15 protein-coding genes are annotated in these 13,204 nt (G+C 62.5%); 9 read left to right on the forward strand and 6 right to left on the reverse strand.

The features are described from left to right. Nucleotides 1-112 precede the first annotated feature (112 nt). The 5 genes from fabI to ribB all read left to right on the forward strand — a co-directional run bounded on the left by fabI (nt 113) and on the right by ribB (nt 4,735). Complete coding sequence (gene fabI / locus BLP10_RS13955; protein WP_091135474.1) at nt 113-937, forward strand: enoyl-ACP reductase FabI; 825 nt, start codon at nt 113-115, stop codon at nt 935-937. 11 nt (nt 938-948) lie between these two features. Beyond that, nucleotides 949-1,539 carry a histidine phosphatase family protein gene (locus BLP10_RS13960; protein WP_091135476.1) on the forward strand — a complete coding sequence of 197 codons (591 nt, stop codon included), beginning with the start codon at nt 949-951 and terminating at the stop codon, nt 1,537-1,539. A gap of 50 nt (nt 1,540-1,589) precedes the next feature. Beyond that, a complete protein-coding gene (locus tag BLP10_RS13965) occupies nt 1,590-2,009 on the forward strand; it encodes a hypothetical protein (protein ID WP_091135624.1) in 420 nt (139 codons plus the stop codon). 89 nt (nt 2,010-2,098) lie between these two features. Further along, on the forward strand, nt 2,099-3,214 hold the full coding sequence (aroC, locus tag BLP10_RS13970; protein ID WP_091135478.1) for a chorismate synthase: 1,116 nt from the start codon (nt 2,099-2,101) through the stop codon (nt 3,212-3,214). 231 nt (nt 3,215-3,445) lie between these two features. Beyond that, nucleotides 3,446-4,735 (forward strand): 3,4-dihydroxy-2-butanone-4-phosphate synthase, encoded by a 1,290-nt coding sequence (ribB, locus tag BLP10_RS13975; protein WP_091135480.1) that lies wholly within the window; start codon nt 3,446-3,448, stop codon nt 4,733-4,735. Between the two features lie 155 nt (nt 4,736-4,890). Here ribB and BLP10_RS13980 read toward each other — a convergent pair whose 3' ends face one another. Further along, the gene (locus BLP10_RS13980) at nt 4,891-5,832 is read right to left on the reverse strand and encodes a histone deacetylase family protein (protein WP_091135482.1); all 942 of its coding nucleotides are present in this window, start codon (nt 5,830-5,832) and stop codon (nt 4,891-4,893) included. A 203-nt stretch (nt 5,833-6,035) separates the two neighbouring features. On the opposite strand from BLP10_RS13980, the gene BLP10_RS13985 reads away from it, so the two are divergent. After that, nucleotides 6,036-6,623, forward strand: a complete 588-nt coding sequence (locus BLP10_RS13985) for a L,D-transpeptidase (protein ID WP_091135484.1) — start codon at nt 6,036-6,038, stop codon at nt 6,621-6,623. Nucleotides 6,624-6,687: 64 nt separating this feature from the next. On the opposite strand, the gene BLP10_RS22860 is transcribed toward BLP10_RS13985, so the two are convergent. The 4 genes from BLP10_RS22860 to BLP10_RS14005 form a co-directional block, all read right to left on the reverse strand. Further along, nucleotides 6,688-6,876: a hypothetical protein gene (locus tag BLP10_RS22860; protein ID WP_139165498.1), complete on the reverse strand. Its 189-nt coding sequence runs from the start codon at nt 6,874-6,876 to the stop codon at nt 6,688-6,690. A gap of 131 nt (nt 6,877-7,007) precedes the next feature. Further along, on the reverse strand, nt 7,008-7,475 hold the full coding sequence (locus BLP10_RS13995; RefSeq protein WP_091135488.1) for a DoxX family protein: 468 nt from the start codon (nt 7,473-7,475) through the stop codon (nt 7,008-7,010). A 63-nt stretch (nt 7,476-7,538) separates the two neighbouring features. Continuing rightward, nucleotides 7,539-8,381, reverse strand: coding sequence for a patatin-like phospholipase family protein (locus BLP10_RS14000; RefSeq protein ID WP_091135490.1), 843 nt, complete (start codon nt 8,379-8,381; stop codon nt 7,539-7,541). Between the two features lie 6 nt (nt 8,382-8,387). Further along, nucleotides 8,388-8,876 carry a MarR family winged helix-turn-helix transcriptional regulator gene (locus tag BLP10_RS14005; protein ID WP_091135492.1) on the reverse strand — a complete coding sequence of 163 codons (489 nt, stop codon included), beginning with the start codon at nt 8,874-8,876 and terminating at the stop codon, nt 8,388-8,390. Between the two features lie 199 nt (nt 8,877-9,075). Here BLP10_RS14005 and BLP10_RS14010 point away from each other — a divergent pair, with 199 nt between their 5' ends. The 3 genes from BLP10_RS14010 to BLP10_RS14020 are packed head-to-tail and all read left to right on the forward strand — an operon-like array spanning nt 9,076 to nt 12,226. Next, nucleotides 9,076-10,344, forward strand: a complete 1,269-nt coding sequence (locus BLP10_RS14010) for a DUF898 family protein (protein WP_175493913.1) — start codon at nt 9,076-9,078, stop codon at nt 10,342-10,344. 8 nt (nt 10,345-10,352) lie between these two features. Continuing rightward, complete coding sequence (locus tag BLP10_RS14015) at nt 10,353-11,447, forward strand: M48 family metallopeptidase (protein ID WP_091135494.1); 1,095 nt, start codon at nt 10,353-10,355, stop codon at nt 11,445-11,447. Beyond that, the gene (locus tag BLP10_RS14020) at nt 11,447-12,226 is read left to right on the forward strand and encodes a DUF1499 domain-containing protein (RefSeq protein WP_091135496.1); all 780 of its coding nucleotides are present in this window, start codon (nt 11,447-11,449) and stop codon (nt 12,224-12,226) included. The genes BLP10_RS14015 and BLP10_RS14020 overlap by 1 nt, the downstream gene beginning before the upstream one ends. Nucleotides 12,227-12,232: 6 nt before the next feature. Here the strand turns inward: BLP10_RS14020 and BLP10_RS14025 are convergent, their stop codons facing one another. Continuing rightward, a complete protein-coding gene (locus BLP10_RS14025) occupies nt 12,233-13,144 on the reverse strand; it encodes an MBL fold metallo-hydrolase (protein ID WP_091135497.1) in 912 nt (303 codons plus the stop codon). Nucleotides 13,145-13,204: the final 60 nt, after the last annotated feature.

The raw sequence follows: 13,204 nt of genomic DNA on the forward strand, positions 1-13,204 counted from the left end.
CGATATAACGCCTGGATTGGGCCTCTCAGGCCCAAGAGGGCTTCCCCACGCCGGTGCTCTCGGCTAAAGAAGCCGCTCTTTTTCAAGTGTCCAGCGACGATCTAGGTGAATCATGGCGGAGACAAAGGCCACCGGCATCCTGGCCGGTAAGCGTGGCTTGGTGATGGGCGTGGCGAACAACCGTTCGATCGCCTGGGGCATTGCGCAGGCTGCTCGCCAGCAGGGCGCCGAGCTCGCTTTCACGTATCAGGGCGATGCCCTCAAGAAGCGTGTCGAACCCCTCGCAAAGGAACTCGATGCCATCGTCGTCGGCCATTGCGACGTGACGGACGGCGCCACCATCGATGCGGTGTTCGAGGAAGTGAAGCGCGTTTGGGGCTCCATCGACTTCGTGATCCACTGCATCGCCTTCTCCGACAAGGACGAGCTGACCGGCCGCTACGTGGATACCACGGAGGGCAACTTCTCCAAGTCGCTGCTGATCTCCTGCTATTCCTTCACGGCCATCGCCCAGCGCGCCGAGAAGGTGATGACCGACGGCGGCTCGATGCTGACGCTCACCTATTACGGCGCCGAGAAGTGGATGCCCCACTACAATGTCATGGGCGTCGCCAAGGCCGCTCTCGAGGCGTCGGTGCGCTATCTCGCAGCCGACCTCGGCCCCAAGAACATCCGCGTCAACGCGATTTCGGCAGGCCCGATCAAGACGCTGGCCGCTTCCGGCATCGGCGACTTCCGCTACATCCTCAAGTGGAACGAGTATAACTCGCCGCTGCGCCGCACGGTCACCATCGAGGAGGTCGGCGAAAGCGCGGCGTTCCTCGTCTCCGACATGGCCCGCGGCATGACCGGCGAGATCATGCATGTCGACGCCGGCTACCACGTCGTCGGCATGAAGAACCCGGAAGCACCCGACCTCTCCCTCGACAAAGAGTAATCATCAGTTCCATGAACCCGTCTCGCCCGAAGATCTATTTCATCCGCCACGGCGAGACGGACTGGAATCTGGAAGGCCGCCTCCAGGGTCAGAAGGACATCCCGCTCAACGATCTCGGCCGCGTGCAGGCCGAGGAAGCGGGCCGCCGTCTCCAGTCCGTTGCCCCGCATTATGAAGACCTCGCCTATATGGCGAGCCCGATGCTGCGTACCCGCGAGACCATGGAGATCCTGCGGGGAGCCATCGGCCTCCATCCTGAAGGCTACAAGCTGGACGAGCGCCTGGTGGAGATCACGTTCGGTGCTTGGGAAGGGATGACTTGGAAGGAAGTCCGCAAGGCCGAGCCCCAGCTCGCTGCGCTCCGCGAGCGCGACAAATGGAACTACATCCCTCCGGGCGGCGAGAGCTATGCCATGCTCGTGGACCGCATCCATCCTGTCATCGAGGACATTACCCGGGACACGGTCATTGTCGCCCATGGCGGCGTTGCCCGCGCCTTCCTCGCGCTCTGCTGCGGTGTCAATTCACGTCAGGCCGCCAGCATGGATATCTGGCAGGGCAGGGTGCTGGTGATCGAAGGGCGCAATCACCGCTGGGTGTGAGAGGCCTCCCCGGAGGCGGCACCTTCATTCACATTCCAGCGTTGATGGGCATGCAATATGTCTGCGATGCTCCGGGCGGGAAGACTTGGTTTCGGATCGAGACCGAGGGCGAGGCCGCGCTGGAAACGGATGTGATGAAGCATGCGGTCGAGAAGCATTTTCGACAGGCGTGGGATGCAGCCACATGTGGCTATCAATCGAGCTCGTCGTCCTTCATCGAGCAGAACATCGGCCTCAAGGCTCATGTCCAGCGCGTCATGCCGCTTTTCCTGACCTTGCGTGATGCGGAGGGCAATGCCCTGGCGACAGCGATGCTGCCGCCCGGAGGGAAACCCGACCCGGCCTTCCGGATCATCATCGTGGGCCCGGAGAACCGCGATCCTTATCCCGAGCACGAGGGAGCCATCGAGGCGCTGGGCGCGCATTTCGGCCTTACCCTCGACCGAGCCCGCTGCTACCCCTACCGGTAAATCCTCTTGTAGAGGGCACTCCCGCAGCGGTCGGGCGTGACACCCGCGCGCTTTGGTTCTAAGACGCTTTGAACTTTCGAAGAAGCGCCATGTCCTACAATACCTTCGGTCACCTTTTCCGCGTCACCACCTTCGGCGAAAGCCACGGTCCGGCCCTCGGCTGCGTCATCGACGGCTGTCCGCCGATGATCCCGATCGAGGCCGCCGAGATCCAGGCGGAGCTCGACCGCCGCCGCCCGGGCCAGTCGCGGTTCACGACCCAGCGCCAGGAGCCGGATCAGGTGAAGATCCTCTCCGGGGTGTTCATGGACGAGCGCACAGGCCAGCAAGTCACCACCGGCACGCCCATCGCGCTGATGATCGAGAACGTGGATCAGCGCTCGAAGGATTATTCGGAGATCAAGAACTCCTATCGTCCGGGTCATGCGGATTTCACCTATGACGCGAAATACGGCATCCGCGATTATCGCGGCGGCGGCCGTTCCTCTGCCCGCGAGACGGCGGCCCGCGTGGCGGCAGGCGCGGTTGCGCGAAAGGTTCTCTCTGGCGTCACCATTCGGGGTGCCCTCGTGCAGATGGGGCCCCATGCCATCGACCGCGGCAACTGGGATTGGGACGAGGTGTCCCGCAATCCCTTCTTCTGCCCGGACGCGAAGGCGGCGGCTTTCTACGAGGAATATCTCGATGGCCTGCGGAAAGCGGGCTCTTCCATAGGCGCAGTGATCGAAGTTGTGGCCGAGGGTGTTCCGGCGGGTCTCGGCGCGCCGATTTACGGCAAGCTCGATTCCGATCTCGCCTCCGCGATGATGTCGATCAACGCGGTGAAGGGTGTCGAAATCGGCGATGGCTTCGCGGCTGCGGCGCTGCGCGGTGAGGAGAACGCGGACGAGATGCGTTCCGGCAATCAGGGAGCGCCGACCTTCCTGTCGAACCATGCGGGCGGCGTCCTCGGCGGCATTTCCACGGGCCAGCCGGTTGTCTGCCGCTTCGCCGTGAAGCCCACCTCGTCGATCCTCACCCCCCGCTCCAGCGTGACCCGTACAGGCGCTGAGGCCGAAGTGATGACCAAGGGCCGCCACGACCCCTGCGTCGGCATCCGCGCCGTGCCGGTGGGCGAGGCCATGATGGCCTGCGTGCTGGCCGACCATGTCCTGCGCCATCGCGGGCAGGTTGGCGATAGCCCGGCTTGGCCGTTCAAGGCTTGAAGTTCGCATACGTCGTCGCCTGCCTTGTGCCGGTGACTCCGTTTGTCTCACCCTCTCCCTCATCCTGAGGAGCAGCGCAGCTGCGTCTCGAAGGGGGTTTCAGTCCTCTCTAGACTCTCCTTCGAGACGGCGCTTTCGTGCCTTCTGAGCATTGAGGCGGCTGCTTCTTTGCAAACCTCAATCGGCAAATTTTAGTTTTACTAAAATCGCTCCATCGGCTAAGTCAGCCGCATGAAACTGGCTGAATGGTTGTCCCGGAACGGCGTGTCCCGCGTGGAATTTGCGCGGCGGATAGGCGTCACGCCTGGCGCCATTACCCAGATGTGCAATTCCGAACATGCCTGGCTTTCGCGGGACACCGCCGAATTGATCGCTCGTGAGACCCGCGGTGCGGTCACGCCCAACGATTTTCTGCCCCCATCCCTTCAGGAGGCCTTGATGCCCAATTCCGTCACCGAAGCTATCGAGGCTTTCGCTCGTGGTGAAATCGTCATCGTGACCGATGACGACGACCGCGAGAATGAGGGCGATCTCATCGTCGCCGCCTCCCTCTGCACGCCGGAGAAAATGGCCTTCATCATCCGCAACACCTGCGGTATCGTCTGCGCCCCGCTGACGGCTGCGGAAGCGCGCCGCCTGCGCCTCGATCCGATGGTGGCCTCGAACGATGCGCCCCTCGGTACTGCGTTCACAGTCACTGTCGATGTGAAGCACGGACTCACCACCGGCATTTCCGCCGAGCAGCGCTCCAACACCGTGCGCGCGCTCGCCAACAACAACATGGGCGCGGCCGATTTCGTGCGGCCCGGCCACATCTTCCCGCTGATCGCCAAGGATGGCGGCGTGCTCATGCGTTCGGGCCACACTGAGGCGGCCGTCGATCTCTGCAAGCTTGCGAACCTGCCGCCGGTGGGCGTGATCTGCGAACTCGCCAACGACGACGGCACGGTGATGAAGGGCACGCAGATCGACGCCTTCGCCGAGAAGCACGACCTCAAGCGCATCTCGGTGGCTGAGCTCATCGCCTATCGCCAGTCCCGCGAGAAGCTCGTGGAGCGCATCGCCACCTTCCCGGTGGAGACGCCTTGGGGGGCGTTCACCGGTTATGCCTATTCAACCCCGTTCGACAGCGTGCAGCATATGGCGGTTGTCCATGGCCGCATCGGGGACGGCACGAACATTCCCGTGCGCCTGCACCGCGCCAACGCGCTCACCGACGTGTTCGAGGGTGGCAAGACGGTGGCCGCCGCCATGCAGCGTTTCGTGAAGGAGGGCAGGGGCGTTCTGGTCTATCTGCGCGATGGAACGGCGGGAGTGCCCACCACCACTTTCGCCGAGAGCGAGGAGACCGCCTCCGAAGTCGCGCGCACCAACCAGTGGCGTGAAATCGGCCTCGGCGCGCAGATCCTGAAGGATCTCGGCGTAGCATCGATCCGCAATCTCGCGACATCGAGCCGTTCTTACGTGGGCCTCAGCGGCTTCGGGATCGAGCTGCTGGGCGACGAACCGATCGAGGGCTGATCGAAAAGCCCTTCATCCAAAGCACAGCCTCATCCTGAGAGGCTGGCCCATGAGGCGCTGACGGCGTCGTTCCTCCGCGCAAAGAGGAGGAGCGCATGCGCCACATCTTTTCGGGGCCAGACGCTCAGGATCAGGCCAGCATCTGGGAAGCGACGTCAGGTGCTCATCTCGCGCCCCATGAGGGCATCGAGATGAAAGGCCGTCGATTTCGCCAGTCCTTCGAGATCGTAGCCGCCTTCCAGGACCGACACGATCCGCTGGCCGCAATGCCGGTCGGCGAGATCCATCAGCTTGCGCGTCGCCCAGGCGAAATCCGTCTCTGTGACGTTGAGGCTCGCAAGCGGGTCGCGCCAATGGGCGTCGAATCCTGCTGAAATGATGATGAGATCGGGCCGAAAGGCATCGATGCGCGGAAGGATGGCTGTGTCCACCGCCTCGCGGAAAGCCTCCGTGCCGTCGCCGGCGTTGAGCGGCGCATTGACGATGTTGTTGTGCTCGCCCGTTTCCGAGATGGCGCCCGTCCCGGGATAGAGCGGCGCCTCATGCGTCGAGCAATAGAGCACGCTCGCATCGCTCCAGAAGATGTCCTGCGTGCCGTTGCCGTGGTGTACGTCCCAATCGAAGATCGCGACGCGCTCAGCGCCGTACTTCTTCTGTGCATGTCGTGCGGCAATCGCCGCGCTGTTGAAGAAGCAGAAACCCATGGCTCTGATGCGTTCGGCGTGATGACCCGGCGGACGCATGGCGACGAACGCGTTCTTGACGTGGCCCGACATCACTCCATCCACCGCCTTGACCGCGCCTCCGGCGCCGCGCAGGGCAGCCTCGTAGGTGCCAGGTGACATCACCGTGTCCTCGTCGACGCGGACGAGGCCCTCCCTGGGGCTGATGTCTCGCAGCTTGACCACGTAATCTTCGGGGTGCGCCAGGGTGAGGTGTTCCATCTCGGCCATGGGAGCCTGATCCCGGATCAGGCTGGTGAAGCGCTCCTTCTCCAGGGCGCGTTCAATGGCGCGGATGCGGTCGGGGCGCTCCGGATGGCCAAGAGGGGTCTGATGGTCGAGGCTGGCCGGATGGCTGATGTAGAGCGTGGACATTCAAACACTTGATTTGGGTGGAAAAGCAGTGTCGCAGCCGTGCGCGCGCCTGTCTATGTTGTTGCGATGCAACACTCGAATGGGGTTAACCGTGGCATTGTTCAGGCGATTCGCCTATTGACCTTAGGTTAGTCCGCCCTATCGTAATATTGTTACGTAACACTCGTGCTGTCCTGGCGGCAGCAAAGCAGAGCTCTGTTCCGATGCGCCTTTCGAGCCTCGTCTTCCTTCTGGCAACCATGGCAGCCCTTGCCGGCTGCACCTTCAAGGGTATCCCCGATCCCCAGGTTTCTGCCCGCGATTCCGAATGGATGGCGCAGGTTCCGCCCGCACAGGAAGAGCCGCGCTATGGACGCTATCTGATCGAGGACCCGACGGGCGAAGCTCCCGGTACGATTGTCGTCGATACGAAGCAACGCTTTCTCTATTACGTAATGCCGAACAAGCAGGCGATCCGCTACGGCGTGACCGTCGGTGACGAGGCCTATGGTTGGACTGGCACCTCGCGCGTCGCCCGCAAGGCCGAATGGCCGGATTGGAATCCTCCCGCCGAGATGAAGGCCCGCTGGCCGCATGTGCAGTTCACGAAGGGTGGCCCCAACAACCCGCTCGGCGCCCGCGCCCTCTATCTCTATGAGGGCAACAAGGACACGCTCTATCGCATCCACGGCACCAACGAGCCTGAAAAGATCGGGCAGGCGGTATCGTCGGGCTGCATTCGCATGCGCAACATCGATGTCATCGATCTCTACAATCGTGTGGGGCTGAACACGAAAGTGATCGTGCGCTAATGCGCTGAATCCGGATAAGAAAAAGCGCCCTCTGGGCGCTTTTTTGTTTAGGCACGGCGCCTGATCAGCGGTCGATCGCGGCTTCCTTGCGCAGGATCGCAGGAAGCTCCTGCGCCTTGGCCTTTGCGGGCTGATGCTTTGCGGAGCGCATGGCGGCGGCGAGGGCGGGAAGGGCAACCGGCTTGAAGGCCGGAACGGCCTCGGCCGGCTTGGAGCTGGATTGCGGATCGCGGTTCTGGGCGTTCGAATTCATGATAATTTCCTCCGGGTCCGGCAGATGTTTGCACCTGCCGTTCATGATCGGGGAGCCATGACTTGAGTAAGGCACGTCCTCGCTCATGTGCGTGTTGTCCCACACATGATGCATTCAGGCTGAATCCAAGATTAACGCTGCAATATTCCAGCGTTGCCAAGCTTCATTTCGTTGGAGCTCGCTTTAGGCGCCGCTTGGTTGGAACGGGCGGCCAGGATCGAAACCAGGGCCATTGCGCCGATCATGCCCATGTGCTCGCCAGCCGTATGGAAGGCCATGATGGCGCGCTCGCCTTCGAGCCGCCAGAAGGCATGGACGATCGGAATGGTCAGAAACGTAAAGACCCCGAGCATGCCGGCCCCGAGCCATGTGCCCCTGTTGAGAATGATGAGCGCCGAGCCTGTGAGCTGAACGAAGACGGTGAGGCCGTTGAAGAGCCAGGCCGGCTCGAGCCCGAACTGGCTCATCTCCGCCATGCCGCCGCTGAAGTCTATGAGCTTGATGAGGCCGCTGCCCCAGAACGGAAAGGTGAAGAGAACGCGAGCGGCGATTTCAAAGACGTGGCTCGATAGGATGGCTTCGATCCAGCGTGGTGTCATGGTCAGTCCCCTTGGTGTCTTGCCGTAACGGCATGGGACTGTGCTTAAGGCCAAGCCTCGTGATCAAATGTGCGAAGCCGCACGCTTCGCAAACGCTTCTCCATCTCTCAACCCCATCTCGTAGGCCTTGCGAATGCCCGACGGGTTGGTGATGTCGAATTGCCCGATGGGAACGGGGACGGATGGCTGGATGTAGGTGCGTCCCTTCACGTGCGGGAAGGCGCGATAAAGACGCGAGAGGATGACCAGCGTCTTGCCCCCTTGGGCTTCCACCGGCAGCAGAGGCTCGGTCGGTACGTTGTCCACGAGGCCGCCGTCGAGAGCGGCCATGCCGCCGATGCGGCCGACCGGCATGAAGGGCGGCACGCTCGCGCTCGCCATGAGTGCGCCCGAGACTTCTGCAGGCGTTTCGAGATCCTGCAGGCGCACGAATTCGGGACTGAAGCCGAGCACGCGGCCGCCGCGGGGATGGACCGGAGAGCGCCATTTCTTCTCGATCTGGTACGTGGCGATGCCAAGCGGAACGGCAATGGAGAGCGGCAGGTGGCGCGGCTTGCGCGCAAGGCCGATCAGGATCTCCGGACCCTGTTTGAGGCGCGTCAGGGCTGCGTCGTCGATGATCGCTTCAATGAGGCTGCGGTACATGAGCGAGACGGGCCAAGGGGAGCCCTCGCTGCGCCATGCCCTCCATTCGAAATTGCGGCGGCCCTGGCTGCAGCCCTCGGCCACCATCTCATTGACCTTCCGTCCCAGGCCAAGAAGGCTATAGCAGGCGGACCATGCGCCTGCGCTCACGCCGACAACCATGGACGGGGTGAGGCCGAGGAGCGGGGAGGCCGCTTCCCAGAAACCACCCTGCCAGTAGCAGCGGTTACCGCCGCCTGCGAATGCCACGGCATCGAACATGAGTGCCTATAGTTGAAGTTTGGCGAGGGTTGCATCCTCCTGGGCGCGGGCAAGTTCGCGCCAGGCGAGCACGATGCGCTCAAGATCGGCAAGATCCCGTTCGGGCAGGGAGCCGAGGGTACGCTGCACATAGGCGCGCTGGGCAGCAATGCCCTTCTCGGCGAGGTCCCGTCCCTTCTTCGTCAGGTAGAGTGCATTGGAGCGCCGGTCTCCGGGAATGGAGCGGCGCTCCACGAGATCGGCCTCCACCATCCGGTCGAGAAGTCCGGACACATTTCCCTTGGTCACATAGAGCCGCTCCGCCAGTTCCTGCTGGCTCAAGCCTTCCCGTTCCGTCAGCGTGGACAGCAGGTCGAATTGGGGGATCGACAAGCCCAATGCCTTCAACTCGCTGGCAACAGTGTTGACCGCGCGGCGATGCAGGCGAATGACACGAAACCAGATTCGAAGTGGATCGGCGCCAAGATCCGTGGGTGCGGGAGAAGGGGACGTCAAAGATGGTGGCTCCTGGTAGAGGCAGACAGTTTATAGTGAAACAATCCTTGGCGTCATCCCTGGAGGAGAGCGCCAGCCACTAAAAAGGCTAAGCCTCTCGCCGCATGGTCATGAAGAAGATGGGGAATGTGCGCAAAGTAACATTATAAGATTATGATCTCATGCTATGGCTTCCCAATCTTCCCTGAAGGTTAGGACAATGACTGCCTCAATCTCCTCCAACGCTCCCCTCATTTCGCCTCAGGCCTCCCCCATGTCCTTTTCGGGACGCGGGGGTGAGTTCCTGAAGATGCTGATCGCCGGCAGCCTCTATCAAATTCCGACGTTCGGCTTCTATCGCTTCTGGCTGACTACGAAGCTGCGTCGTCATCTCTGGGCCAACACCCAGGTTGAGGGTGAATCTTTCGAATATACCGGGACGGCGAAGGAATTGCTGGTCGGCTTCCTGATCGCGCTTGCGGTTCTCGCGCCGCTCTACATCGCGCTTTTCGTGCTGTCCTTGGCGTTCGAAGAGATCGCTGCCTTCGCCAGCATTCCGCTGATCCTCATCCTCTACGTGCTTGCGCATTTCGGCAGCTATCGCGCACGCCGCTACCGCGCGACCCGCACCGTCTTCCGTGGCGTGCGCTTCTGGATGAAGGGCTCCGGTTGGGCTTATGCCTTCCGCGCCATCATGTGGGACTTCGCCACGATCCTCACGATCGGTCTCGCACTGCCATGGGCTATGGCGAGCCTCGAGCGCTACCGCATGCGCCACACCTATTTCGGCACCGTTCAGGGTGACTTTTCCGGTACCGGCTGGACGCTGTTCAAACGCGGCTGGTGGGTGTGGGCTATCGGCATCGTCCTGATCGCCGGCTTGGGCCTGGGCAGCGCAGAAGTGTTCAATTCCTTGGCCGATATGGATCTTGATCTCGGAGAGGACATGGACGCGTCAAAAGCTGCGGCCTACCTTGCGGCGCAAATCGCGGTTGGCGGGTTGCTCCTGATCTACATCGTCCTGATGCCTCTCGTGATGGCCATCTTCACTCGCTGGTACTTGGATGGATTGCGTTTTGGTGAGGCGACCGTGTCGAGCCAGCTGCGGATCGGCACGTTCTACGGCCTCTTCTTCAAGACGTTGTTCTCGTCCATCGGCTTCCTGATTGCGTTTGGCCTCGTCTTCGCCCTTGGAGCCTCTGTCGCCGGTGCTTTCTTCCAGGATGCCATGAGCGACATTCAGGCCAACCAATGGACGGCGGGTGCAATCGTGATCGGTCTCCTGGGTGCGATTGCTTATCTCGTGCTCCTCCTCGGCTTCGGCGTGATCCAGCGCTACTTCTATGGCCGCGGCCTGTGGGCAGCGATCGTCACCACGACGACAGTGTCGAACCTGAGCTCGCTCAACGCGGCTGGTGCTGCAGGCCAGCCTGCCGGCACCATGGGCGAGGGGCTCGCCGACGCGCTCGACTTCAACGTCGGCATTTAAGGTGAACCATGATGGATGCGGTGTTCTATGACGGAGTGAGCGCCCGGCGCAGGGACGTCACTCTCACGGTCACCGCATCCAGTCTCGACATTCATGAGGGAGGCGAGTGGATCGCCTCCTGGCCTGTTGCGGACGTCCGGCGGAAGGATGCGCCTGACGGCGTCGTGCGAGTGACGCGCGAGGGTGGGCCCGATCTGGCGCGGCTCGACGTGACGGATCCCACCGATCAGGCTGCCATCCGGCTGCACTGTCATCGTCTCGATGCGCCGGAGCACAAGGAGCGCACGGGACGCATCGTATTCTGGTCCGCGGCGACTGCGGTTTCGATCATCCTGTGCGTGCTGTTTCTCATCCCGCTTCTCGCGCAAACGCTCACGCCCCTCGTTCCGGTCGAGTACGAACGGCGCATCGGCAAGGCGGTGGACAATCAGGTGCGCGCGATCTTCAGGGGCAAGGTCTGTGACGCGCCGGAAGGAACTGCTGCTCTCCGCGTTCTCACGGATCGTTTGAGCAAGGCGGAGGGAATTGAAGCTTCCCTCGACGTGGCGGTGCTGGAATCCAGGATACCGAATGCCATCGCGCTTCCCGGAGGCCGGATCTACATCTTCCAGGCGCTCCTGGACCAAGCCGAATCCGCCGATGAACTTGCCGGCGTGCTGGCCCACGAGATCGGTCACGTGGTCAACCGCGACGGGCTTCGCAAGCTGATCCAGTCCAGCGGAACGTCCTATCTGTTCGGGTTGCTGTTCGGCGATGTGACAGGCGGCGGCGCCATCGTGCTGGCGAGCCGCTATCTCGTCGACAGCGCCTATTCCCGCGACGCCGAGGCGGCCGCGGACGATTTCGCTGGCAGGACCATGGTCGCTTTGGCGCGTCCTGCTTATCCGATGGCGCTGTTGCTCAAACGCATCGAGAAGGACGAAGATGACGAGGGAGGCGAGGGGGAGCGGAACAAAAGAGCCATTCCCGCTTTCCTGTCCACTCACCCGATCACCGACCAACGCCTGAAAGCTTTGGAAAAACAGGTGCCTTCCCAACCCGGCGAGCCTCTTCTTAGCCAAGGGCAGTGGCGCGCACTCAAAGAGATTTGTAAAACCTCCTGATGCGGCGTCTCATTATTGAAGAACCTTATTCCCGGCCGGCCAAATGGTCGCCCACGCTGGCGTGGTTTGCGCTGATCGTGACGGTGCTGTCGGCGCTGATGATTCGCTTCAACCGCATCGATTATCAATCGGGTTTCATCGCCCTGGGGCTTGGACTTGCGATTGCGATCGTCGCAGTCGGGTTTTCCCTCATCGCCTTCATCCGTATCTGGCAGGAAGGGCGCCGGGGCTTGAGCAGTGCGATCAAGGGCTTGCTGCTGGCGGCCCTCGTTCTCGGCTATCCGTCCTATCTTGGGCTCAAGGCCCTGACATTGCCGGCGATCAGCGATGTCTCAACGGATACCGATAATCCGCCGACATTTTCGCGCTCCCGCGCGACCCTTGAAGCCCGTGGTGGTCGCGTGCCGCCCGATGTCGGTCCCGAAGAGCGCGAGATGCAGCGCGAGGCCTATGTGCAGATCGCGCCCCTCAGCCTGGATATTCCGCCGGAAGATGCCTTTCCCCTGGTTGTCAAAGCCGCAGAAAATCTCGGGTGGCAGATCGTCGAAACCGTCCCTCCCGGCGGTCGCACCGGGATCGGACGGTTGGAGGCGATAGATCGTGGCTTCCCGCTGAAGCTGCCCGACGACATCACCGTGCGAGTTCGTCCCCGGGTCGACGGGACACGGATCGATATCCGCTCCGCCTCCCGCATCGGTCATCACGACCTCGGCACGAATGCCGCGCGGATCCGCAAATTCCTTGAGGAAGCGTCCAACCTGGCACTGGCGGTGAAATAGGTCGCGTCAGGTCGGGCGATATTCGCCCGTCAGGCTCGGGAGGCCGTCCGTGGCGGCCTGCTCCTTGGCCACCAGATCCTCCAGATGAGCGAAGACCGACAGGCCTGCCGCATTCACGAGAGCAGGGTTCAGGCCCTGATAGATGGCTGCGACGATTTCGGGAATCGTGCGGTCGCCTGCATTCAGCCGATTGAGAATCGATGCTTCGCGCAGGCGGCGGTGATGGATGAGCGCGCGCAGGAAGCGCTGGGGATCCTGAACCGGGCCGCCATGACCCGGCCAATAGACCATTTCTTCCCGGCCCTTCAGCTTGTCGAGGGAGGCCATGAACTCGCTCATGGAGCCATCCGGCGGCGCGATCACGGTCGTTGCCCAGGCCATCACGTGATCGCCGGAGAACAGCGCCTTCTCCTCGGGCAAGGCGAAGGCCAGATGATTGGCCATGTGTCCGGGGGTGCTGAGAGCCTCCAGGGTCCAACCGGGGCCCTGCACCGCCTCGCCCTCGGCGAGCTCCCGGTCGGGGGCGTAATCCTTGTCCGAGCTTGCTTCGAGAGAGTTCACTTCGCCGCTGAACAGGGGGCGGGCGCTGCGATGCGGACTGCACCCGACGATCATGGCGCCCGTTGCCGCCTGGATGGCGCGGGCGGCAGGGGAGTGGTCCCGATGGGTATGCGTGACCAGGATATGGCTCACCGTCTCGCCCTGGACGGCTCTGAGCAGGGCCTCGATATGCGCCGGGCTGTCCGGGCCCGGATCGATGACGGCTACCCGGCCCGAGCCTACGATGTAGCTGCAGGTGCCGGTGAAGGTGATGGGGCCGGCATTGTCGGCGACGATTCGGCGGACGAGAGGGCTCACCTGCAGACATTCGCCCGATCGGGCGGGTGGGCGAGTATCGAAAGTGAGGTCGTCTGCCATGGGGATCCTTGGAAATCTCTGCCGGTTCCGGACATCTTGGCCGTTCGGCTGCTTGAGACG

The sequence above is a fragment of the Microvirga guangxiensis genome (assembly GCF_900102135.1).
In the GTDB taxonomy this organism is placed as follows: Bacteria; Pseudomonadota; Alphaproteobacteria; order Rhizobiales; family Beijerinckiaceae; genus Microvirga; species Microvirga guangxiensis.

Bases quoted from the DNA above. Each gene is read 5' to 3' on its own strand.
- fabI (WP_091135474.1), top strand. From the start codon at position 113: ATGGCGGAGACAAAGGCCACCGGCATCCTGGCCGGTAAGCGTGGCTTG.
- BLP10_RS13960 (WP_091135476.1), top strand. From the start codon at position 949: ATGAACCCGTCTCGCCCGAAGATCTATTTCATCCGCCACGGCGAGACG.
- BLP10_RS13965 (WP_091135624.1), top strand. From the start codon at position 1,590: ATGCAATATGTCTGCGATGCTCCGGGCGGGAAGACTTGGTTTCGGATC.
- aroC (WP_091135478.1), top strand. From the start codon at position 2,099: ATGTCCTACAATACCTTCGGTCACCTTTTCCGCGTCACCACCTTCGGC.
- ribB (WP_091135480.1), top strand. From the start codon at position 3,446: ATGAAACTGGCTGAATGGTTGTCCCGGAACGGCGTGTCCCGCGTGGAA.
- BLP10_RS13980 (WP_091135482.1), bottom strand. From the start codon at position 5,832: ATGTCCACGCTCTACATCAGCCATCCGGCCAGCCTCGACCATCAGACC.
- BLP10_RS13985 (WP_091135484.1), top strand. From the start codon at position 6,036: ATGCGCCTTTCGAGCCTCGTCTTCCTTCTGGCAACCATGGCAGCCCTT.
- BLP10_RS22860 (WP_139165498.1), bottom strand. From the start codon at position 6,876: ATGAATTCGAACGCCCAGAACCGCGATCCGCAATCCAGCTCCAAGCCG.
- BLP10_RS13995 (WP_091135488.1), bottom strand. From the start codon at position 7,475: ATGACACCACGCTGGATCGAAGCCATCCTATCGAGCCACGTCTTTGAA.
- BLP10_RS14000 (WP_091135490.1), bottom strand. From the start codon at position 8,381: ATGTTCGATGCCGTGGCATTCGCAGGCGGCGGTAACCGCTGCTACTGG.
- BLP10_RS14010 (WP_175493913.1), top strand. From the start codon at position 9,076: ATGACTGCCTCAATCTCCTCCAACGCTCCCCTCATTTCGCCTCAGGCC.
- BLP10_RS14015 (WP_091135494.1), top strand. From the start codon at position 10,353: ATGATGGATGCGGTGTTCTATGACGGAGTGAGCGCCCGGCGCAGGGAC.
- BLP10_RS14020 (WP_091135496.1), top strand. From the start codon at position 11,447: ATGCGGCGTCTCATTATTGAAGAACCTTATTCCCGGCCGGCCAAATGG.
- BLP10_RS14025 (WP_091135497.1), bottom strand. From the start codon at position 13,144: ATGGCAGACGACCTCACTTTCGATACTCGCCCACCCGCCCGATCGGGC.